Raw genomic sequence first — 21,882 nt, 5'->3', positions numbered from 1 at the left:
CTCGAACGGAGTTCCGTATGTCCGAGGTCGACTACACACTGCGCCGCCAGGTGCAGGAGGTCAGCAACCTCGTCATCAGACTCAGCGAACAGGTCGGCTCCGTCTCCGGCCAGGTCTCCACCGTCGAGGCCAACCAGCAGCAGACCCGCACCGAACTCCAGCAGCTGCGCGACGAGTTCCTCGCCTTCGTCCAGCAGGCGCAGGCCACCGCGAACGTGCAGCGCGCCGAGACCCGCATCGGAGCCATCGAGGACAAGATCGACCACGAGTTCGGCCACCACAAGACGGTCCGCCGTACCGCGGTCGGCATGCTCCAGGCCTTCGACATCGGCCTGGTGTCGGAGGACAACGTCCGGCTGGTCGGCGACCAGCTGATGCTCCAGACCCCCCGCTACTGGCTCGCCCCCGCCCTGGTCGCCCTCGCCTCCTGGTCCGCCGACGACCGCACCCTGTGCGAGCGCGCGGTCGACGAGGCCTTCCGCCGCTCGCCCGACCGCACCTCCCTCTTCTTCGCGCTCGTCCTGCGCCGCCAGGGCCGCTCCGAGGGGGCGGTGCGCTGGCTGCGGCACTATCTCCTGGCCCAGGACCCGGCCGCGCTCGGCCGCGAGTTCGCGGTCATCCTGGAGGCCATCGCCCAGGGCGCGTTCGGACTCGTCGGCCGCGAACTGCTGGACCGCACCCTCGCCGAGTGGCGCTCCCAGCTGATGGACAGCGCCGACGCGCAGGCCAGGCAGGTCCGGCGCTGGCGCGACGAGCTGGAGTCGCTGCGCGGTCCGTCCCAGGCGGCCGAGTTCCCGCGCCTGGCCGCCGTCTCCCCGCAGTGGGTCACCCTCGACGGCGTGCTCTCCTCCGCGCGCGGCCAGCAGCCCGTGCTGGACAAGTACCGGGCCATCATGGACCGCGAGTTCCAGCCGTCCGAGCGCATCGAGGACGCCGTCGACGACATCCTCGACCGGCTGGTCTCCGAGTACGACAACGAGGAGCTGCCGCTGCGCCGCGACCTCGCCTTCAACCAGGCGGTGGTCGACCACGACGGCGACCTCACCGCGGCCCGCAAGACCGCCGACGCGGACGCGGCCTCGTACGAGGAGACCCTCGACTACCTCACCGTGCAGACCACGGCCGCGCTCAACCCGCAGGCCATCGGTACCTCGCCGGCCACCCAGCGGCTTTCCGTCGCGGCCTGCCACGAGTGGTTCCAGCAGGCGCACGCCGCCCACACCCGCGACTACCGGGCCGCCGTGCCGCAGGACGTCCAGGCCCAGTTCGCCACGTCGCACTCCGTGGGCTCGCAGCTCTTCCAACTGCCCACCTGGGTCGGCTCCTTCACCCAGCCCCTGGCCTCCCTGGAGAAGTCCCTCAGCGACCACTGGGACCGCTACACGGGTCCGTTCGTGGAGGCGCTCGCCTTCCCGTGGCTGAAGAAGGTGGCCCCGCTGGCCGGCGTGGTAGCGGCCATCCTCCTCTTCCTCGCCGGCAGCTGGCCCGCCTTCGCGATCGGCGCGGCAGCCATCGTCGCCCTCGTCTGGGGCCTCGTCCTCCGCAACCAGGCCCAGACCGCAGCCCGCGCCCAGGCCGCGGCCCGCGAACTCCTGGACCGCGCCAAAACGGACTCCCTCCACCAGCTCCGCAGCGCCTCGGCCGAACTCACCGACTGGTACGAGAAGTTCACAACAGCCGACCAGACCGAGGCCAAGGTCCGCGAACTGATCGCCACGCTGCCGACGGCGGGCGGGGGTGCTTCGCCGTTCGAGGGGCGGACGGTACGCAAGGAGTCGGCGGTTGCGGGGGCGGCTCAGGGGGGCGCTGTGCCTTCGGCGCGCTGGGAGGCGGCATCCGGGTCGTTGGCTGGCGGGGGGACCTCGTCCGGGTCGTTGGCTGGCGGGGAGGCGTCGTCCGGGTCGTTGGGCGGCGCGGAGGCCTCGTCCGAGTCGTCGGTCCGCGAGGCGACCTCGTCCGATTCTGGGCCCGGTTGGGCAGCCGCTTCCGAGTCCCGGTCCGGGAAGGGTGCCGTGTCTGAGGGGTCGGCTCAGGGGGACGCCGTGCCTGCGGCTCGCTCGGGAGCCGTGGCCGGGGCGTCGGTCCGGGAGGACGCGGCGCCGGGCTCGTCGGCTCGCGCGGAGGGCTCCTCCGGGTCCGAGTCGTCGTTCCACAAGGAGGCCGAGCCGGAGGAGAAGGCCGGTCAGGAGATCTCGTCCGAGTCCCAGGAGGACAGCGCCCGATGAGTACGCCACCGCCGCCCGCCCACCAGCCCGGTACGGCGCCGCGCGGCGCGCAGGACGAGTCGCCGTGGGCGAACGCCGCGCGTCCCGCGTCGCACGAGGCGGGGGCTGTGCCGCCAGGGAACTCCACGGCACCTCCGTCGGCGTCCGCCGCCCAGCGCTCCTGGGCCGCGACCGGGCAGCCCGGGGCCACGGTGCCCGCGCAGGGGGCCACCCCGGCGGCGCCCTGGGCCGCCGTCCCGCAGCCCGCCGCAGGCGGCCCCGCCCCCCACACAGGGCAGCCCACCGGCACCGGCCCCGCCCACCAGCCCACCGGCAGCGGCCACCAGCCCGTCGGCCCCACCCAGCAGCCCACCGGCAGCGGTCACCAGCCCGTCGGCCCTACCCAGCAGCCCACCGGCAGCGGCCAACAGCCCACCGCCTCCCCTTGGGCCGCCTCCGCCGACTCCGCCCGTGCCCAGGCCTCCCCCTGGGCCGCGCAGCGGCGTCCGCAGCAGGAGCGGGTCACCAGCCGGCTTCGGCGGGTCGTGGAGGGGCTGCCGGACTGGGAGCCGCTGCCGCCGGGGGAGACCGTCGTGCGTCGGCCGGGCAGCACCGTATGAGCGGGTTGTGGGGCGACGGCGGCTCGTACCAGGCCTGGGTCGGCTTCCTGCGCCGCTGGGCGGCCCTGGAGCCCGGCGACCCGGCCGTGCTGCCCGCGCTCGCCGAGGAGCAGTACGACAGCGACACCTGGGCACGGCTGACCGAGCACCTCACCACCGCCCTGAGCACCCGCCTGATCGCCTGGGCCGAGCACCTCGTCCGCGCCCTGAACGAGGCACGGGACGACTTCAGTTGGGGCCGCGAGCTGGCCCAGGCCCGCACCGGCCTGCACGCCGTCCGCGCCCTGGCCGCCCACCCGGGCCTCCCGGAGTCCCTTCGCACCCGGCTGACCGAGCTGGTCGACAACCAGATCACCGAGGTGCAGGCCCAGCTGGAGCGGAACCTGGACGCAGAGATCCGGCGCGGCACCGACCCCCGCCTGGTCGAGCGCCGTCGCCGCACCCTGCGGGACAACGCGCTGACCGCCACCCTCACGGCGCGCCCGGCCCAGGACGCCTGGGCGTACGACCCCGCGGCCCCGTCCAGACGCCGCATCGTCCCCGGCTCCGGCTGAGGCGGACAGCGGCGGGCCACGGCCTGCCGCGCACGTCCCGCCGTCCCCGAACACCTCCGAGAAGGCCCGAATGTCGAACTACGCCGAGAGCCTCAGCCACCTCGACAGCTACATCTCCGCCCGCGTCCCGGTCATCGCGATGCGCACCATCGAACAGCAGCGCGCCCTGCGCCTGTTGCGGGAGGCGGCCACCCAGTCCCGGCGCAGCAGCATGCCGTTCTGGATCTACACCCGGGCCACCGGCCTGCGCGACCTGCGCACCAACGCGCCCGTGCAGGACGACCGTTCGCTGGCGGGTGCGATGGACTTCGCGGCCGCCCAGTTCGGCAGCCGAGCCAACGCCACCGTCGTCTTCGTCGACCCCGACGAACTCGAGTCGGACACCCCGGTCACCCGCCACTTCGCGGAACTGGCCCGCCTCGCCGACAGCAACATGGGCAGCATCGTCCTGATCACGGACACCCCCATCTGGAGCGGCCTGCAGCGCCTCGGCATGAGCCTGCGCCTGGACCTGCCCGACTCCGAGGAGATGTACGGCATCCTCAGCGGCTTCCTCGGCGACCACCACGGCCACATCCCCATCGACTGGACCGAGGAGGACGCCCGCCGCGCGGCCGAGTTCCTGAACGGCGTCACCGAGGCCGAGTGCGTCAACCTCATGGCGACCATCGCCGCGAAGGGAGCCATCCGTCGCGAGGACGTCCTCGGCCTCGCCCAGGCCAAGGACCGCATCTTCAGCGACCTCACCGGCCTGGAACGGGTCCACCTCAGGCAGAGCGACTACGCCATCGGCGGCCTGACCGGCCTGCGCACCTGGCTGGAACGCAAGCACGACATGATCTCCCGCGACCTGCGCCACACGGCCCTGCGCCCGCCGCGGGGCGTCCTGCTGGTCGGCGTACCGGGCTGCGGCAAGTCGCTGTCGGCCAAGGCCATCGCCCACGACTGGCAGCTCCCGCTCTACCGCCTCGACATGGCCAGCATCCACGGCAAGTACCTGGGCGAGTCCGAGGGCCGCTTCCGCGAGGCCCTGGCGATGGCCGACCGCGTGGCCCCCTGCGTGCTCTGGATCGACGAGATCGAGAAGGGCCTGGCCGGCCGGGACGACATGTCCGGCGTCCCGCAGCGCATCATCGGCCAGTTCCTGTACTGGCTCCAGGAGTCCCAGTCCCGCGCGTTCGTCGTCGCCACCGCCAACGACATCCGCAGCCTGCCCCCGGAGCTGCTGCGCAAGGGCCGCTTCGACGAACTCTTCTTCGTGGACCTGCCCGACGCCCAGGACCGCAAGGAGATCATCCGCATCTACCACCGCCGCTACCTCCAGGGCGACCCCGACCCCGAGCAGCTCGACCGCCTGGTCGACCTCTCCGAGGGCTTCGCCGGCTCCGACCTGGAGGCCGCTCTGCACGACGTGGGCGAGGAGGCCGTACGCCGCGGCGGCTTCCCCCAGCTGAAGGACTCGTACGTCATGGACACCTTCGCCCAGGTACGTCCGCTCAGCGTCAGCAACCCCGAGCAGATCGAGGAGATCCGAGCCTGGGGCCGCGAGCGCGCGGTACCGGCGGGCCGGGCGGCCGTGACGCCGGTACCGGGCGACGGAGGCCGTACCCGAAGGATCGTCTTCATGGACGAGTGACTGGACGAGTGACCAGGGTCAATCCGTGAGTCGGGTGGTCCGACTGGTTCCGGCACAGGAATGTCGTCCATACTTCCGCCGTGGAGCAGCGCATAGGATCGAGCAGCAAGCCCGTCGAGGGCGCCGGATTCGACCCGGCCTTCATCCCCGGGCTCACCGCACCGGCGGCGAAGTCGGACCAGGAGCAGGAGCCGCAGGCGGCGGCACCGGAGCCTGCCGAGGAGCCGGAGCCGGCGGCCCCGGCGGCCGAGGCACCGGCAGAGCCGGAGGAGCCGGAGGAAGAGGAGCAGGCGCCCGCGGACGGGCCCGTCTTCGAGGCCTCCGACCGCCGCGCCAAGTTCGCCGCCGACCACAGCGGCATCCGGCTCAGCCTGGACGAGGAGAAGTGCGAGTTCCGCTGGGACGAGATCGCCGCGGTCGAGACGGAGTCGCCCCGCTTCGGCAAGCGTTTCACCATCACGGTGCACACCCCTGACCGCCGCTGGTTCCCGATCGAGATCGAGGCGACGGCCAGGGCGCGCTTCAAGGAGTGGGAGGACCAGCTGGACGCGGTCCTCGACGCCTACTTCGAAGAGGCCTAGGGCCTAGCTGCAGTACTGGGCGGCCTTCCCGATCGCCCGGTACATGCAGTCCGCGTTCTCCAGCAGCTGCAGCACCGCGTCCTTGTTCCGGGACGTCTCCCGCTCGATGACCTCGTCGGGCGGGTAGAACCCACCCCCGGAACTGGACGTCGGATACATCTCGAAGGTGTAGTCGAAGATCTTGTGGACGCCCCACAGGTAGTCGTCGATCGTCCCGTCGGTGATGTACAGATCGCTCGACTGCTCCGGCGTGTACCCGTTGCTCGCGGCCATCTTCTGCCCCACGGCCTTGAACGCGGCGGCGTCATCGGCGGTCATCCCGGTCGCCGTGTCCGAGTAGGTGTACCCGAACGGCCACAGCACCAGCTCGCTGTAGGTGTGGAAGTCGATGCCGGCCTTGATCTGCTGCTTGCCGCCGACGACCCGGCTGCGCACGAAGTCGGAGACGACCTTCACCTCGGGCGCGGACTCGGCGGCGGAACCACGATAGGTCTCGGACGACTTCGAGCCCGAAGAGCCGCCGCAGCAGCCCCACTTGTAGTCCCAGTTCCGGTTGAGGTCGGTCCCGACGTACGACGACCCCGAGTTGGGCTGCCGGTTCTTCCGCCACGACCGGTACGACCCGGTGGCGATGTCGTACTCGCCGCCGTCCGGGTTCAGATCGGGGACGATCCAGATCTCCCGGCTGTTGATCAGGTTCGTGATCCGCGAGTCGCTCCCGTACCCGGCGCCGAACTCGCGCAGCAGGTACAGGGCCATCTCCACGGTCAGATGCTCACGAGCGTGCTGGTGAAAGGTGAACAGCGCCTCCGGCTCGTCCTCATCCGTCCCCACGTTGTCGCTCACCTTGATGGCGACGATGTCCCGCCCCTGGTACGACTTCCCGATCACCCGCTTGCTCATGATGTTCGGGTAGGCGGCGAGCCGCTGGTCGATCTCGGCGTTCATCTCGGCGTAGTTGTGGTACTTCGAGTCGGCGCTGGGGAAGTCGTAGAGCCGGACCCCGGACCGCTGGGGTGCCGCCCCCAACGGGCTGACGTCGTACCCGAGTTTCCGCAGCTTGCCGATCTGCTCGGCCCGCCCGGACACGACTACGGTCTCCTCGTCGGCCTCGTCGACGGTGACACCGGCCTGCTGAATGGCCGTACGGGTCACGGGGTTGGTGCTCTGATGGATCTCGTACTGGCGGATGTCGTCACCGGAAGGCTCGGCCTTCCGGACACTGTCGGCGGTGGCGTGCGTGGCGCCGGCCGAGACGGGTGCGGCGAGGGCGAGCGCCAGTAGCGCACCGAGTGCGGCGGTACGCCGTTTGCCGCCGCGCGCGCCGGAGCCGCGGATGCGAAGTCGCATGAACTCTCCTTGGGTCTCCAGGGATTCCGGGGTCGCCGGAAGTGGGGAGTGGAGCTGGGGGGTGCGTCAGTGCGACGTGCTTCTTGCTGTGGGGCCGCTGTGCGGGGGTTGGCGCTCATGGTGAGGGGTTGGCATGATCAGGTCAAGGCTCACCTTCGCCGGAGCCATGAGATTCGGCAGCCTCACCGGAAGGGAACGGTGAGCCAGGGACTGTCGGGTTCGGACATCAAAATCCGATGAACGTCGACCATGTCCGTGTACCAACTGCCGAACTCTTCGTCATCGAAGTGCAGGCAGCGCCCGAGGATGTACCCGGCGGCGAAGTCCCGCCAGGACTTGTACGACCGCGCTGCGACCCGCCCGGCCTCGATGACAGCGGACTCGGCCTCCTGCAGAGAGCAGTACCGGGCCCCGAGCCCCCAACGAGCCATGCCGGACGCCCGCCCGAAGTTCCAGGCGTCCACGGAACGGACGAACCGGTTCTCGTCGAGAATGCCGTCGGCCCGGAAGCGCGCCTCGTACCGGGTGATACGACCGACGAGAGCCTGGACGCCCTTGATGCGTGCCTCGGTCTCCGCCTCCGGACCGGCGGGGGTGCTGGTGACCCCGTCCGGGGTGATGACGATCTCACCACCCGCGCGACCGCGCAGCACCCGGGCGACCGCGTCGCGCCAGTAGGCCGTGTCGACATGGCCGCCGAAGTCACGGGCGATAGTGCGACGCAGGTTCAGGGCGAACTCCCAGACGGGGTTGGCGCCGTCGGGATCGAGCAGGTTGCGCTGCTGGACCTGCCACTCCTCGCGATTCGTGACACCCCACCACTCCCGGAGCGACTCGCGCTCCGCCTGATAGCCGTTGCCGTGATACGCCATGGCGTTCCAGGGCAGCCCGTGCCACACGACCAGCAGTGCGCCGCAGGCCAGCCCCTGCGCGACAGGACCCTCCAGAGGCCCGCCGAGCCGGAGCGTGCTCACCCGCGTCCGGTTCAGCGGACCCTTCGCCTTGTGCTGCGCCCACACGGCGGAGTGCGGCGGTGCGGAGGGCAGAAACGCCTCGCACGGACTGCCCGGATTGACCACGATCATGGTCGGATCATTCGGCTCCCACACGCTGGCGAACCACCCGAGCTTCTGCCAGTCGAACACCCGGTGCGGGTCTGGCGCGGGCAGCATCCCCTCCGTGTACACGGCCCAGATCCGCCCGCCAGCGACTCGGGGATCGTGTCCGAAGACGGGAATCGTCCTGCTCGGTTCGGCATCCGCCCCGTCGCGCCGTATCTCGAAGTACAGGCGGCTGTCCGCCAGGGTGTCGAAGTAGGCCGCCCAGTCCTCGCGCGACTTGGTTTCGAGGAGAGCCTGTTCGATGGCCGTCGGCGGAGTCCAGGCCGGCGGGGTCGACCCGGGCGGAGTCCAGGCTGGCGGTGTCGCAGGCCCGAACCCTGCGGGTGGCGGACCGAACGACATGTCGTGCCCTTTTCAACTTATGGCCGTCTGAGGCGACTTGACTTGCCTGGTCATGCTATGTGACGCGGGGATGGTGGCCTCGGTGGGGCAGCGCGTTTTGCATGAGGTGTTCGCCGGCAAGTGGTCCAGGTCACCTCGCTTTACCGCGACCTGACTCTCTGTTTGCCCATCTAGTAGGGGAGGGGCCGGGGCCCCGCCGTTCCCCACAGGAGTCTCAAGCAGCCTCAAGGAGTCTCGACGTGATCAATCGGAGAACTGCCGCCGGGGCGGCTCTGCTGGCCGCCTGCCTGTTCGCCACGGCCTGCACCAGTGAGCCGGCCACCAAGGAGTCGTCGACGATCCCGGAGAAGTTCCCCGCGACGGGCGACAGCGCCGAGATGAAGGGCAATGCCAAGGCCCTCCGCGACTACGGCAAGACCCACAGCCTGGCGAAGGTCACGGGCGAGGTCGAACGCATCCAGACCCGCGACGCCGACGGCGGCCGCGTTCTCATCTCGACGAACATCGGCGCCGAGGACGAGGCGATGACCCGGGCGCAGCAGGTCGCGGACGCCTACCGTGACTATGCGGGTGGGGCGGGGAAGTCCGCCAAGGGGACGACGGTGACGGTGTACAACGCATTCGGGGATCCGCTTGTCACGCAGAGGCTGGGCAAGAAGTAGGACACCGCGCGGTCTCAGGCCCAGGTCTCAGGCGGCGGTGATGACCGACCCTTCCTCAAGAAGGCCGACCGATCTGCCCGTCAGCCAGACCTTGGCGCTGTGGGGAGGATCCACGAAATCCACCGGCCGCTCGTAGCAAAGAATCCCCTTGAGGGTCACCTTGTCCGGCCCGACGCCGAACCGCTGGCCGACGCGCACGACTCCGCCCACGCACCGGACGATGCACGTGGCGGTCGCCCCATCCCGCTCCTCGACCGAGTAGATCTGCAACCTCGCGTCGGCCCGGGTGAGAAAGAGCCGCTCCTCGTGGTCCAGAACAAGGACTCGCTCGTCACCGTCGATGATCAGCAGGTCGTCCGTGCTCGGGTACCAGAGGTCGTCGAGTCGGTCGAGTACGGCGCGGTAGGCGACCCGCACCGCCGTTCGTTCGGCCGGCCAGGCCGCCCAGACGTCCTGCCCCGCATCTTGGACGGCGGTGCGCAGGGCGTGTCTGAGCTGGTCGGCGTTGAGGTCGGAGACGTCCAGGGCGACTTCGGCGCGGCTGATGAGGATGGGGAGCCTGGCCAGTGATCCGCCGAGCGCGCTGAGGAATGCGTCGTAGGCTCCGGGACCTTCGTATGCGCCTATGTCGGTGAGGGTTTGTCTCAGGTGGGGAGGCATCTTTGGCCTACAGGGGGTGGTCCACTGTCTTCAGGGCTTCTATGAAGGGGGTGAAGGCTCCGGGTGGGAAGGTGAGGGTTGCTCTGGCCGGGGCCTTGGAATCGCGGATGGCTATGTGGGCGTTCAGGTCTGCGACTTCGACGCAGGCATCGCCCTGGCCGCCGCCGGAGAAGGAGGACTTCTTCCAGGTGTCGGGAATCGGCATGCTCACAGCTCCTTCGACAGCTGGTGAATGAAGTCACGCGAACGGTCGGGGTCGAGTGACACTGCCTCCACCCTACGGAAGAGCGTTCGATATCGGTTGAGCTGGGCTTCGGCGTCGATGAAGACCGGGCCGCTGGGGCCGTCGCGGACGACGGTGTCCAGCTTGGGGACGGGTCCACTCGCGTACACCATCGCACTCCCGGCCCCACCGAAGTCGTCCAGGTCGAAGGGGACTACGCGCACGGTGACGTGGTCGACCTCGGAGAGTTCCAGGACCCGGGCGAGCTGAGTCCGTGCTGTGGATCGATCTCCGACTCTGATGCGCAGCGCAGCCTCGTGGATCACCGCCTCGTACGGCACCGGGTCCGGGCGCTCGATGATGACCCTGCGCCTCATCCGGTGATCAACCCACCGCTCGACATCACTCTGCGGGAACTCCGGGTTCACGTACGAGAAGAGGGAGCGAGCGTAATCCGCGGTCTGGAGAAGGCCCGGTACGTGCAGGAACTCCACGTCCCATCGACAGCGGGCGTGATGCTCCAGCTCGGGCAGATTCATGAACGGCGTGGGCAGCCGGCCTCGGTACTCCTCCCACCAGCCCTGCGTCCGGTCGGTGGCGATCGCCGCCAAGCCGTCAATGAACTCTGCATCCGTGCAAGCGTAGTTGGCCGCCATGCGCCGTAGACGCTGCTCGCTCACGCCTGAGGTGCCGGCCTCGATCTGACTGATCTGAACGGAGTTCACGCCGAGCAGAGCCGCTGCCTCGCGAGAGCAGAGGCTCGCAGCCTCGCGGAGCCTGCGCAGTTCCACGGCCAGCCGCATCTGACGCGCTGTGGGCTCGCGCTTGGTCCCCATCGGCCGCTCCCTGGTTCAACGTGCCTCTCCGTGCACCTCGTTCGGGTGTCAGATTACGGGATCACCTTGCTCGCCCTTATTTATAAAGTCTACCGTCGGTGACGCGACGCACACGCAGCGGAAGTGCACCGTGCCGTCCTGCCGTGACGGGTGCGGCAATGCCACCGCGCGTGAATTCCCCTCCTACTGAACGGAGTTGAGGCATGCCTGAATCCTGGGACTACACGCTGTACATCCCGAACGACCTCAGAGCGGTGACCGTCTGTCGCCGGACCCTGCGCCTGATCCTGACGATGCACGACCTGATCGGGCTGGTGGACATGGCGGAACTCCTGGCGACGGAGCTGGTCTCCAACGCCGTACGGCACACGAAGGGGCCGGCGGCGTTGAGGGTTCGTCGCTCCCCGGAGGGGGTGGTGTGGATCGGGGCGTGGGACACGGACCCCGGGCCGCCGGAGCCTCCGCGGCCGCTGGAGCAGGTCGCGGAGCTGGTGGAGGAGGGGCGGGGGCTGGGCTTGGTCAGGGCATGCGCGGACTTCTGGGGTTGGCAGCCGTCGGCCAGGTTCGGGAACCGGGGAAGCTCGTGTGGTGTGAGCTGGGGGCTGCGTGATCGTGGGTTCGTCGCATGAGGCGCTGCACCGGATCTAGAAGGACCCGGCGCTGCTGACCCGGGCGCTACAGAGCGTGCTGAACATCCCGAGTGCAGTTCGTCGACTCGTGCCTGGCCGATCCCCAGGCGAAGCACATGTGGAGGGACGAACAGGGCCGGGAACAGGGCCGGGCTGAGGCCAAGGGCGAGATGATCCTCCGCATCTTGGAGTGGCGCGGTATTCAGGTGACCGACGCCGTCCGCGAGCGGGTCGAGGCCTGCACGGACCTGGACCAACTCGAGGTCTGGGCGCAGAGGGCTGTGCGCGCCACGGATGCGGCGGAGCTGTTCGCCGAGGAGTGAGTGAGCGAGGTTGGGGTGGGCCGCCCGCTTCCTGGCCAGTGTCGCGCTTCCGCGAGGGGAAGAAGCGGGCGGGCGCGGTCACTGCCCCGATCGTCACAGGGATCCCAGCTCTCCCCACTCGGGGGGAGCGCGTCGTTCAGGGCACGATGTGGAAGGTGAGTTCGGTGGTCGTGTCGTCCACGGTGTGCCCGTGCACGTAGCCGCGGCTTGCCGCGTAGCGACCCGTGCCGCCGTTGATCGAGAGATTGAAGTCCTGAGGTGGTGGGGCGTAGGGAGCAAAGCCCTGGACCGTGATGTCACCGTCGCGGAGGGCGAAGGTGATGAGGCACTGCAAGGTGCCGGTGCTCGCACCTGCCTCGAGGCGGACAATGGTGCAGCCTCCGCCGCCGGAGCCGACCCTCTGGCTGCCGCGGTAAAGGTCGTTGGCGAGCGTGAACCCGTTGCCCTGGGCATCGCCCGAGCCGTACGGCGTGAACTGCGTGGTCTTCGCGACCAGTGACAGCACCTGCTCGCCCTGTTGGCCATCGGCCGGGGATGATGCGGCAGCTGCTGAAGCCAGCGGAGCGGAGAACACAACAGCACTCAAGGCTGCTACGGAACTCCGACCGAGCAATCCGAAATTACGCATGCCGAGACACTCCTAAGCAGATCGCGGGTAAATACGGCACTTCCGGCCGTGTGACTTCCGCTTGCCCGGTCGGATTTGATCACGAAAAGATCGACGCACCGAGGAGCCTCACAGTGTCGTTCGGGTGATATCAGGGCGTGAGGTTCGCCGCAAAGCGACTCCCGAAGTCACACCGACGTCGGCGCGCCGGTCGTGCAGGCCCGTTCCAGTGCCGCGATGCCGTCCAGGCTCTCCTGGGCGCGCTGCGGGAGGGTGTGGGCGCGCGCGAGGTCGAGGCATGCGTGCCAGCAGTGGCGGGCGGCGTCCCACTCCCCGAAGTGATGGTGGGCCCGGGCGGTTACCGCCAGGCAGTCCGCCTCGCCGCCGTGATCGCCCAGCTGACGGCGTATGGCCATGGCTTCGTCCAGGGCCGCGAAGGCCTCGTCACGCAGGCCCAGGTTCTGCAGCACGGAGCCGTAGTTCGTCAGAGCGGTGGCGAGTGCTGTGGGTCGTGCCTGCTTCCGCAGCAGCGGGATGCGCCTACGGTGCTGCTCCGCGGCGCCGCTGAAGTCCCCGGCCAACTGGAGCGCGTCGGCGATCCTCCCGAGTACGAGGGCCTCGCTGCCGGGGTTGTCCGTCCTGCGGTACAGCTCCTGCGAGCGCAACGCATACACCAGGGCGTCTTCCGCCCGGCCGGCCTGAGTGTGGAGTGCCGCCATGTTGCCCAGGATCGATGCCTGGGCGGTGATGTCCCCGGCCCGCTCGAAGAGGTCCAGGGAGATCTCCAGGTTTTCCAGGCACTCGTCGTTGCGATAAGCCATGCCGTGTGCGACGGCGAGACGGCGGTACAGCCAGGCCTGCCCCACGGTGTCGTCACGTTCCACGGCGATGGCCAGCGCGGCCTGGAGGCAGGTGTCCCACTCGCCGGTCCACCAGTACGTGTCCGCGTACCCGAACAGACCTACGGCGAGGCGCCAGGCCACGTCGGAGCGGCCGAGGGAACCGGCCCTGCCGATCGCCTGCCGGATGGCGGGCAGCTCCCGCACGTACCACCGCAGTGCCTGCTGAGCATCCTCGAAGTCCGCAACGGGTTCGGCCGGCTGCTCATCCAGCGGGGGAGGCGGCTGCGTCTCACCGACGGTCACCCTCGATGCCTTCTCCACCGCAGCCACGTACCAGGACAGCAGCCGGAGCGAGGCGTCCGCCCGTTCCTGCGGGGCTTCCTCCGCCGCGGCTCGTTCGGCGGCGTACTCGCCGAGAAGATCGTGGAAGGCGTACCGGTCGGGCGTCGGGCTCTGTACGAGGTGGACGTCGGCCAGGAGGTCCAGCAGGCGGGCGGCCTCCCGCACCGGGAGGCCGAGCAGCGCCGCCGCCGCATGCGGTGTCAGCTGCTGCTCGGGCCACAGCCCCAGCAGGCGGAAGGCTCGGGCGGCCGCCCGCTCCTCGGGCTTTTCGCTGTCGCGCATGACGACGTAGCTCATGGCGAACGTCGCGTGGACGTCGAGACCGCCGACGCTGAGTTCCCGCAGACGGCCGGAGCTGGACGACAACTGCCGCGCGAGCAGGGCGAGCGGCCACGCCGGCCGGGAGGCCAGCCTGCCACCCACGACGCGCAGCGCCAGCGGCAGCCCACCGCACACAGCCAGGATGTCGGCGGCGGCGGCCGGTTCCTCCAGCACGCGCTCGCCTCCGCAGAGCGCGGCCAGAAGCATCTTCTGGGCGTCGTTATCCAGAGGCGACAGCGGCACGAGCGTGGCATCGGGCAGGTCCGCGAGGGTGTGGCGGCTCGTGACCACCACGGCGCAGCTGCCGCTGCCGGGGAGCAGCGGCGTGACCTGGGCGGCATCTCGCGCGTTGTCGAGCACCAGCAGCATCCGGCGTTCTGCCATGACCGTACGGAAGAGCGCCGCGCAGTCGTCCGTGTCGTCGGGCAGGGACTCGGTGTGCACTCCGAGATCCGACAGGAACCGTGCGAGCAGATCGCGGGGGCTGCGCTCCCGGCCCGGGCTGAAGCCGCGCAGGTCGGCGTACAGCTGGCCGTCCGGGAAGTCCTCGTGCAGCCGGTGCGCGACATGGACGGCCAGGGCCGTCTTGCCGATGCCGCCCATTCCGGAGACGACCACCGGTCGAGGGCCGTGGCCGAGCGGCTGCCTCCCGGCGTCGGCGCCCGGGCGAAGCAGCTGTGTGAGAGTGGCGACCTCTCTGTCCCGGCCGGTGAAGTAACCCACGTCCGCCGGAAGTTGACGCAACGGCCGACGCTCGGGCCCGGAGCCGGAGCCGGAGCCGGAGCTGGCGTCGGCCGCGGGCGTCGGCACGATGGCGGTGCCCTCGTCGGTGAGCACGTCCTGGTGTGTCGCCCGGACAGCGGCGGACGGCTCGACGCCCAGCTCCTCCACCAGGTTCCGGCGCAGCCGTACGTACACCTGCAGCGCCTCTGCCTGCCGGTTCGTGCGGTGCAGGGCGAGCATCAGCTGCCGGTGGAAGGCCTCGCGCAGCGGGTGCTCGGAGGCGAGCGCCGTCAGCTGTGGGACCAGCTCGTGGTGCCTGCCGAGAGCGAGGGCGGCCTCGAAACCCCACTCCAGCACCTGGAGCCGGGTTTCGAGAAGCTGCTGGACCAGCCGAGCCTGCGGCTCGGCGTCCGCGAAATCTGGAATGTCCGCCAGCGGCTGCCCGCGCCACAGCGCCATGGCGTCGGTGCTCCGGCTTGCCGCCGTTGCCCAGTCCTGCTGCAGGTACGCCCGGCGAGCGGCGCTCACATGGGCCTCGAAGACGTCGACATCGAGCTCCCCGTCGCCGACGCGCAGCCGGTATCCGGGCGACTCCGCCGCCAGCCGTCGAGGATCGTCGCCGAGAAGCGCCAACTGCCGCCGCAGTCGCGTCACATGGTTGGCGAGGGAGGCGTCGGCGGTCGCCGGGGGATTCGGACCCCACAGAGCCTCTTTCAGGCCGTCCTTCGAGATGGTCCGATTGCGGTGGATCAGGAGGGCGGCCAACAGAACGCGGACTTTGCCGCTTCCCAGCGGTCGCTCCTGTGTCCCGTCATGGACCACCAGCGGCCCGAGCAGCCCGAACGTCGGCATCGCACCCCCTCACCACGTCACATGCTAAGCAGCACACGCCCCTTCCCGGTGATCGGCGCCCCGTGTGGGCGGCAGCTTCCAGCACCAGGCCAACCAGGCCACCAAACCGCCACCAGCAGTGCGGGTGCCGTGCCTGCAAGGGTGAGGGGCCGTGAAGCGACCGGCGCGGGCCAGAGCCATACTGTCCGAGCGATGATCAGTCGTGCTTCCTGCTCCACAGGAAGCACCGGCCCACGCCGACCTGGCTGCTTGAGCGCTTGATCGACGGCAATCTCATGGAGGTCGTACCCACCGTGTGGACCGAACTGGTCACCGCCCTGCCTGGTCCGTCGGTCTTCCAGCCGCCAGCCTCGGAGGCATCGCTGCTCAGGTGCGCCACTGCCCTTGGGCATCCGCTGCCTGCGGACCTTGTGGCTCTCCTTCTGGAGAGCAACGGCATCGAGGGCGAGTATGGGGAAGGTCTCATCTGGTCGGCCGAGCGGATCGCCTCCGAGAACACCACTCTTCGCGGGGACGAGGAGCTTGCCACGCTCTACATGCCCTTCGAGCCGCTGCTCTTCTTCGCGGACGCGGGAAACGGAGACCTCTTCGCGCTCCTCCCCGGGCTGGACCGCCCCGATGTCTTCGCTTGGAACCACGAGGACGACAGCCGCACTTGGGTCGCTCCGAGCCTGGCCAGGTACCTCGAATGGTGGTTGACCGGACGGATCACCCTGTAGTTCCACTTCGCAGGATGCTCGCGCCTGCCCTGGAGAGCGATCGCGGGACAACCCTTTCATTCATCTACCGAAAGGGGATGTTGAGCCAAGGACTGCCGGGGTCTGACATCAGGATTCGATGGGCCTCAAGCATGTCCTGGTACCAGTCCCCGAACTCCTCGTCGTCGAAGTGGAGGCAGCGGCCGAGGATGTAGCCGGCGGAGAAGTCCTGCCAGGACTTGTAGGACAGGGAGGCGGCTCGCCCCGCCTGGATGACGGCGGACTCGGCCTCCGCAAGGGTGCCGAACCGGGCCCCGAGCCCCCACCGGGCCATCTTCGAGGCGCGCCCGAGATCCCAGGCGTCGACGGACGACACGTACCGGTTCTCGTCGAGCACACCGTCGGCACGCATCCGGGCCTCGTAGCGGGTGATGCGCCCGATGAGCCGCTGCACACCCTCGACGTGGGCCTCGACCTCGGACTCGGGTCGGGGCTCGGTCGTGGTGACGCCGTCTTCGGACACCACGACCGAACCCTCGGATTTGGCCCGGATGACGTTGGCGGCGGCCTGCCGCCAGTACGCCAGGTCGACGTGCCCGCCGAAATCCCGGGCGATACGCCGGCGCAGCCCGAGGGCGAAATCCCAGACCGAGCTGTGCTGCTCGCAGGCGAGGAGGTCGCGGAGGTAGTACTGCCACTCCTCACGGGCGGTGATGCCCCACCACTCGCGAAGCCGTTTCCGTTCACCCGGATATCCCGCGCCGTGCCAGGCCATGGCGTTCCAGACGGAGCCGTTGCTGACACACAGGAGCGCTCCGCAGGCGAGGCCGTGGGCGACGGAGCTCTGCAGCGGCCCACCGAAGTGGAGGGTACGCAGTCGCAGGGACCGTTTCCGAGCGAGAGCCCGTTCCCCGTACTGTGCCCAAGTCGCCGAATGCGGCGGTGCCGAGGGAAGGAAGGCCTCGCAAGGACTCCCGGGATTGATGACGATTACCGTTGGATCAGTCGGCTGCCACACCTTGGCGAACCATTCGAGGTGGTTCCAGTCGAACACCCGGTGGGGCTCCGGCGCGGGCAGCATGCCCTCGGTGTACACGGCCCAGATCCGACCACCGGCAACACGCGGATCGTGTCCGAAGACGGCGTACGTGGCAGGGGGCGTGGCATCCGCCTTGTCCTTCTGTATCTCGAAGAACAGCCTGCCCTGTGCAAGCGTTCCGAAGTACACGGGCCAGTCCTCGCGCGACTTGGCCTCGAACAGCGTCTGCTCGATGTCCGTCGGCGCCGTCCAGGCAGGTGGTGTAGGAGGCCTGAAACCTGTGGGTGGCGGACCGAACGCCATGAGACTCTGTGTCCTTCTGTTGTAGAGAAACGTTCCTGATGGGATCAGCTTTTCGGGATCGGAATCTGCTCCAAGCGCAGGATGATGAGGTCCAAATCTGAAAGCGCTTTTAGGCAGAATTCCTGGTCCTGAACAGTGATGGAGTGAACGACGTTCGAGAAAGCGGGGTCCTCTAGCCCTTGCGCTTCGCGTAGAATCCGACTTGGCAGTAGGAGCCAGTTCCTTCTTGTTCTGTCAAGGGTCCATTCAACATGAGTGGAAAGTCCTTCTACGGTATTTTCGATGAGCTGTGCGATGTCTTCGTTGGGAGACGTGTAGCGCCAGCGCCACCCCATGTAAGGCACCTGATGATAGCCGTGGACGGGGTTATATTTCACGGGCGATTTAAACCAGGCAAGCTCTCCGAACCTGCTGAGGGCGCGCACCGCTTGCATATTCCGCGTCGACATGAGACATCCAATCGAGTGCTACCAGAGGGCATGCGGTCGTAATCGCCGCTGGCCCCGGTCGCCCGGTTGATGCCGTCCATGGTCACGCCCGGCGGCAGCCCCAAGCAACGCGGTACTCGTCACAGTGGAAGGCCTTTGGCCGAATGTGTCCGTCCGCCGATGCGCAAGGGCATACAGGGGGACACACGCAGACGACGACGCCCGGACCTCACACAGAGGCCCGGGCGCCCGGAAGTCAGGAAGGCTCAGGAAAGCTCAGAGAGGCTCAAGAACCTCCCGCTACGGCATCCCGTGCACATGTGCCCCCACCGAGTTGGACCACGCATTCCCCGAAGCCGCATCCCAGTTCGTAGACCAGGTCATCGCACCCCGCAGGTCCGGGTACGTCTTCGACGGCTTGAACGAACCGCAGCCCGTGCCCTTCGCCAGACAGTCCAGCGCGTTGTTCACCACCGTCGGCGACACATACCCGCCGCCCGCCGCGCTCGTGGAGGCCGGGAGGCCGAGGCCCACCTGGGACGGGGACAGGCCGCCCTCCAGCTGGATGCAGGCGAGGGCCGTCAGGAAGTCCACCGAGCCCTGGCTGTACACCTTGCCGTCGCAGCCCAGCATGGAACCGCTGTTGTAGTACTGCATGTTGACGACGGTCAGGATGTCCTTCACGTTCAACGCCGTCTGGAAGTAGGAGTTCGACGTCGACTGCATGTCGATCGTCTGCGGGGCCATGGTGATGATCAGGGACGAGCCCGCCTTCGACGACAACGACCGCAGCGCCTGCGTCATGTACGTCGCGTTCAGGCCGTTCTCCAGGTCGATGTCGACGCCGTCGAAGCCGTACGTCTGCATCAACCCGTAGACAGAGTTCGCGAAGTTCGTCGCCGACGCCGAGTCGTTGATCGACACCGTGCCGTTCTGGCCGCCGATGGAGACGATGACCTTCTTGCCGGCCGCCTGCTTGGCCTTGATGTCCGCCTTGAACTGGTCGACCGTGTAGCCGCCGAGACCGGCCGAGTCCAGGCTGAAGGACACCGCGCCCGGCGTGGAGGTGGCGTCCGCGAAGGCCACGGCGATGATGTCGTACGCGGACGGGACGTCGGAGAGCTTCTGGACCGTCGCGCCGTTGTTGAAGTTCTGCCAGTAGCCGGTCACCGCGTGCTTGGGGAGCGTGCCCCCTCCGCCTCCGCCCCCGGAGGCGGCCGTCGTTCCCGTCACCGCCGTCGACTTCCCCGACTCGCCCGCCGAGTTCGTCGCCGTGACCTGGAAGGAGTACGACGTCGAGGCCGACAGGCCGGTCACCGTCGCCGAGGTGCCCGTCACCGCCGTCACCTTCGTGCCGTCGCGGTAGACGTTGTAGCCCGTCGCACCCGACACCGCGGACCAGGACAGCGACACCGATGAGGGCGTCGTACCGGAGACCGAGAGGCCGGCAGGTGCGGACGGCACAGTGGGAGCAGGGTCACCGCCTCCGCCCCCATCCGGGCCGTAGACCGAGACGTCGTCGGCGTAGTACGCGGCCTGGCCGTACCAGCCGTGCGTGTACACCGTGACGGATGTCGTTGACGAGCCAGTCGTGAACGTCGTCGACAGCTGCTTCCAGGAGGACGAGTCCGGGGTCCAGGTCGAGACGTCCGTCGTGCCTGTGCCCGTCACGCCCAGGTAGGAGTAGCCGCCCTGCACCCACGCGCTCAGCGTGTACGTGGAGTTGGGCTTCACCGCCACCGACTGGGTGCACTGGGCGTTGTCCATCCCGGCCGGGGTCGCCTTCAGGGCCGATGAGCCGCCGTGGACCGGGGACGTGACCGTCGTGCCGCTGCCCGCTGTGCACGTCCAGTTGGTCAGGCCCGACTCGAAGCCGGCGTTCTTGACGTTGTTGACGTCCGCTGCGGACGCGGGAGTTGCGGCGAGGCCCGCCAGTGAGAGGGCGAGGGCGGTGGCGGAGGACCAGATTGCGATCCGTCCTCTGCGTCTGGGCATGCCTGGTGCGCGGTCCACTGGGGCCTCCGGTGGGGGAGTCTGCGGGGAGAGGGGAGAGGGGTTAGGACGGTGGCCACCGTTGGCCTACAAGTTGGTCCAGACCAATCTCACTGTCAAGAGGTCCAGACCAAAACCATCTCCGTCCCGCCCGGAAGTCGCCAGGAGCTCGCCCTCAAGTTCATGTGTTCAACCTGTCCTGTTTTGGCGGGACTTGTGCCGAGAGAGTTCCACACGAGCTACACAAACGCTGTTCTCCGGTCATTGGGGCGTGGATACAGTGCTCAGGTAGTCACGCAATGAAGTCGTCCTGGCGCATTGGAGTCACACCGGTGGGCCGAAGGGTGTGAAGAGCGGGGAGCTGAGCGTGCCAACTGTCATTGCCGTGACCAGTGCCGACATGGCACTGCCGGCGCAGGACGAACGGACCATGCCCGCCGCAGTGCTGCGCGATCTCGACCAGCGCCCGTTGGACCACGCCCTCACCGAACTCCACGCCCTGATCGAGCAGTACGGGTACGTCGTGGTCGTCTGCTCCCAGGCCGCGCCGGAGTCCGTGGTGCGGCGGCTGTACACCCTGCGGTCGTTGCTGGAGAGCGATCGCATCGCCTTCTTCCGGCCCGAACTGCCCCCGCTCGGTATAGCCGTACTGGCCCGGCAGTTGCGGCAGCTCGCCTCCTGTGACCTCAGCCCGGGGGTGCTCGCCTCCGCGGGGCGGCTGCTCACCCACTACATCCACGCCGGTGCCGTTCTCGGGTCGGTCGCCCGGCTCGACCGGGTGCCCGTGGGGCTGAAAGCGCACGCCAAGTCGTGGGTGCCGGGCAGTCAGTTCGCCGTTGTCGCCCATCCCGAGCCGCAGCTCGTCAAGGTCGCCCCGGGTGCCACGCTCAAGGGGCCCGAGTTCAGTACGTGGATGCTCGTCGCCAAGGGGCAGCTCCAGACGGACTGGATCGCCGGGCTCGCCGAGGCGTGGGGACCGCACGGGCTGCGGGAGACGCCGTTGCCCGCGGAGTCCTCGCGGTGGTGGGGGACCGGGCGGATGGTCGAGTTCTGCAGCTATCTCGCCGATCTCTCGGTCCTGTATCAGTTGGTGACCTCGGTGCGGCAGTCCCGATGTCACTGGTGCGGCCTCGACGTCATAGGCGACCTGTGTGTGTTCTGCTCGGCCACCCCGCCCGTGTACGAGCCGCCCGCGCCCCGTGCTCTGGAACAACGAACGCCCGCCTGACCCGTACAGACGTCACTCACATCCCGCTCGACCGATTCCCCCAATGAGGTTGCACGGTTCATGAACTCCCGTCAGCGCCGCGGCGTGATACTCCTGATCCTGTCGGTCCTGTGCGCTCTCGGCGCGTTCGCCGGTGTGCTCTCCGTCGTCGACGACGTCCAGTCCAAGGTCGGGCCCGAGGTCAGCGCCTATCGGGTCAGGTCCGACGTGAAGCCGTACACCGCGCTGAACACGGGCCAGTTCGAGAAGATCAAGATGCCGAAGCGGTGGCTGTCCGGCAACGCCGTCACCGACCTCCGGCAGATCCAGGGCAAGATCGCCGTGACCACCCTGCGCGCCGGCTCCCTGCTGCAGACCGACATGATCGTCGACCAGCCCGCCCTCCAGCCCGGCCAGCAGGAGGTCGCCATCATGATCGACGCGGCGACCGGTGTCGCCGGCAAGATCACCCCCGGGTCGCGGGTCAACGTGTACGCCACCTTCGAGGGCAAGAAGGAGGGTGACCCGGATCAGTCGAAGATCATCGTTACCAACGCCCGGGTCCTCGACGTCGGCCAGATCACCGCCCTCGACCCCGACCGCGACAAGAACCAGCAGCCCACCGAGGCCGTCCCCATCACCTTCGCGCTGTCCACCCTCGACGCCCAGCGGATCACCTACGCCGAGTCCTTCGCCCAGCGGGTCCGGCTCGCGCTGGTGGCACCGGGCACCGAGACCAGCGTCCCGGACAAGGACCGCACCTACGAACTCGCGACGGACAAGTGAG

General features: G+C 68.9%; 19 protein-coding genes and 2 pseudogenes. 11 read left to right on the top strand and 10 right to left on the bottom strand.

Features of this window, described 5'->3' with window-relative positions:
* Positions 1–17: 17 nt before the first annotated feature.
* From ACFY3C_RS27720 to ACFY3C_RS27700, 5 genes are all read left to right on the top strand, one after another.
* The gene (locus tag ACFY3C_RS27720) at positions 18–2,225 is read left to right on the top strand and encodes a hypothetical protein (RefSeq protein ID WP_390772642.1); all 2,208 of its coding nucleotides are present in this window, start codon (positions 18–20) and stop codon (positions 2,223–2,225) included.
* On the top strand, positions 2,222–2,824 hold the full coding sequence (locus ACFY3C_RS27715) for a hypothetical protein (RefSeq protein WP_390772641.1): 603 nt from the start codon (positions 2,222–2,224) through the stop codon (positions 2,822–2,824). Before ACFY3C_RS27720 ends, ACFY3C_RS27715 begins: the two co-directional genes overlap by 4 nt.
* The gene (locus ACFY3C_RS27710; RefSeq protein ID WP_390772640.1) at positions 2,821–3,378 is read left to right on the top strand and encodes a hypothetical protein; all 558 of its coding nucleotides are present in this window, start codon (positions 2,821–2,823) and stop codon (positions 3,376–3,378) included. Before ACFY3C_RS27715 ends, ACFY3C_RS27710 begins: the two co-directional genes overlap by 4 nt.
* Before the next feature lie 70 nt (positions 3,379–3,448).
* Positions 3,449–5,014, top strand: a complete 1,566-nt coding sequence (locus ACFY3C_RS27705) for an AAA family ATPase (protein WP_390772639.1) — start codon at positions 3,449–3,451, stop codon at positions 5,012–5,014.
* Between the two features lie 80 nt (positions 5,015–5,094).
* Complete coding sequence (locus ACFY3C_RS27700) at positions 5,095–5,595, top strand: hypothetical protein (protein ID WP_386579276.1); 501 nt, start codon at positions 5,095–5,097, stop codon at positions 5,593–5,595.
* A gap of 3 nt (positions 5,596–5,598) precedes the next feature.
* On the opposite strand, the gene ACFY3C_RS27695 is transcribed toward ACFY3C_RS27700, so the two are convergent.
* A complete protein-coding gene (locus ACFY3C_RS27695; RefSeq protein WP_390772638.1) occupies positions 5,599–6,945 on the bottom strand; it encodes a M14 family metallopeptidase in 1,347 nt (448 codons plus the stop codon).
* A gap of 182 nt (positions 6,946–7,127) precedes the next feature.
* Positions 7,128–8,408, bottom strand: coding sequence for a DUF1266 domain-containing protein (locus ACFY3C_RS27690; protein WP_390772637.1), 1,281 nt, complete (start codon positions 8,406–8,408; stop codon positions 7,128–7,130).
* A 239-nt stretch (positions 8,409–8,647) separates the two neighbouring features.
* Between ACFY3C_RS27690 and ACFY3C_RS27685 the strand changes: the two genes are divergently transcribed.
* Positions 8,648–9,070: a hypothetical protein gene (locus ACFY3C_RS27685; protein ID WP_390772636.1), complete on the top strand. Its 423-nt coding sequence runs from the start codon at positions 8,648–8,650 to the stop codon at positions 9,068–9,070.
* Positions 9,071–9,097: 27 nt separating this feature from the next.
* On the opposite strand, the gene ACFY3C_RS27680 is transcribed toward ACFY3C_RS27685, so the two are convergent.
* The 3 genes from ACFY3C_RS27680 to ACFY3C_RS27670 are packed head-to-tail and all read right to left on the bottom strand — an operon-like array spanning position 9,098 to position 10,789.
* Positions 9,098–9,730: a hypothetical protein gene (locus tag ACFY3C_RS27680; RefSeq protein ID WP_390772635.1), complete on the bottom strand. Its 633-nt coding sequence runs from the start codon at positions 9,728–9,730 to the stop codon at positions 9,098–9,100.
* A 7-nt stretch (positions 9,731–9,737) separates the two neighbouring features.
* On the bottom strand, positions 9,738–9,935 hold the full coding sequence (locus tag ACFY3C_RS27675) for a DUF397 domain-containing protein (protein ID WP_390772634.1): 198 nt from the start codon (positions 9,933–9,935) through the stop codon (positions 9,738–9,740).
* A 2-nt stretch (positions 9,936–9,937) separates the two neighbouring features.
* Positions 9,938–10,789, bottom strand: a complete 852-nt coding sequence (locus tag ACFY3C_RS27670) for a helix-turn-helix domain-containing protein (protein WP_390772633.1) — start codon at positions 10,787–10,789, stop codon at positions 9,938–9,940.
* A gap of 203 nt (positions 10,790–10,992) precedes the next feature.
* Here ACFY3C_RS27670 and ACFY3C_RS27665 point away from each other — a divergent pair.
* Both ACFY3C_RS27665 and ACFY3C_RS27660 read left to right on the top strand, forming a co-directional pair.
* Positions 10,993–11,399, top strand: a pseudogene (locus ACFY3C_RS27665) (ATP-binding protein).
* Between the two features lie 90 nt (positions 11,400–11,489).
* Positions 11,490–11,741 (top strand): annotated as a pseudogene (locus ACFY3C_RS27660) (hypothetical protein); the annotation flags it as partial.
* 136 nt (positions 11,742–11,877) lie between these two features.
* Here the strand turns inward: ACFY3C_RS27660 and ACFY3C_RS27655 are convergent.
* Complete coding sequence (locus ACFY3C_RS27655) at positions 11,878–12,369, bottom strand: hypothetical protein (RefSeq protein ID WP_390772632.1); 492 nt, start codon at positions 12,367–12,369, stop codon at positions 11,878–11,880.
* A 167-nt stretch (positions 12,370–12,536) separates the two neighbouring features.
* Positions 12,537–15,428, bottom strand: a complete 2,892-nt coding sequence (locus ACFY3C_RS27650) for a BTAD domain-containing putative transcriptional regulator (protein WP_390772631.1) — start codon at positions 15,426–15,428, stop codon at positions 12,537–12,539.
* Positions 15,429–15,685: 257 nt separating this feature from the next.
* On the opposite strand from ACFY3C_RS27650, the gene ACFY3C_RS27645 reads away from it, so the two are divergent.
* Positions 15,686–16,147, top strand: coding sequence for an SMI1/KNR4 family protein (locus tag ACFY3C_RS27645; RefSeq protein ID WP_390772630.1), 462 nt, complete (start codon positions 15,686–15,688; stop codon positions 16,145–16,147).
* A gap of 64 nt (positions 16,148–16,211) precedes the next feature.
* Here ACFY3C_RS27645 and ACFY3C_RS27640 read toward each other — a convergent pair whose 3' ends face one another.
* The 3 genes from ACFY3C_RS27640 to ACFY3C_RS27630 all read right to left on the bottom strand — a co-directional run bounded on the left by ACFY3C_RS27640 (position 16,212) and on the right by ACFY3C_RS27630 (position 19,891).
* A complete protein-coding gene (locus tag ACFY3C_RS27640) occupies positions 16,212–17,468 on the bottom strand; it encodes a DUF1266 domain-containing protein (RefSeq protein ID WP_390772629.1) in 1,257 nt (418 codons plus the stop codon).
* Between the two features lie 44 nt (positions 17,469–17,512).
* Positions 17,513–17,893 (bottom strand): hypothetical protein, encoded by a 381-nt coding sequence (locus ACFY3C_RS27635; RefSeq protein ID WP_390772628.1) that lies wholly within the window; start codon positions 17,891–17,893, stop codon positions 17,513–17,515.
* 303 nt (positions 17,894–18,196) lie between these two features.
* Positions 18,197–19,891: a chitinase gene (locus tag ACFY3C_RS27630; protein WP_390772627.1), complete on the bottom strand. Its 1,695-nt coding sequence runs from the start codon at positions 19,889–19,891 to the stop codon at positions 18,197–18,199.
* 382 nt (positions 19,892–20,273) lie between these two features.
* Between ACFY3C_RS27630 and ACFY3C_RS27625 the strand changes: the two genes are divergently transcribed.
* On the top strand, positions 20,274–21,116 hold the full coding sequence (locus ACFY3C_RS27625) for a hypothetical protein (RefSeq protein ID WP_386579296.1): 843 nt from the start codon (positions 20,274–20,276) through the stop codon (positions 21,114–21,116).
* Between the two features lie 60 nt (positions 21,117–21,176).
* Positions 21,177–21,881: a Flp pilus assembly protein CpaB gene (gene cpaB / locus ACFY3C_RS27620; protein WP_386579298.1), complete on the top strand. Its 705-nt coding sequence runs from the start codon at positions 21,177–21,179 to the stop codon at positions 21,879–21,881.
* The last annotated feature ends 1 nt before the right edge of the window (position 21,882 follow it).

Source organism: Streptomyces sp. NPDC001410, from assembly GCF_042895235.1.
In the GTDB taxonomy this organism is placed as follows: domain Bacteria; phylum Actinomycetota; class Actinomycetes; order Streptomycetales; family Streptomycetaceae; genus Streptomyces.
The sequence above is the reverse complement of the archived record's forward strand: the minus strand, read 5'-3'. Positions and strand labels throughout refer to the sequence as shown.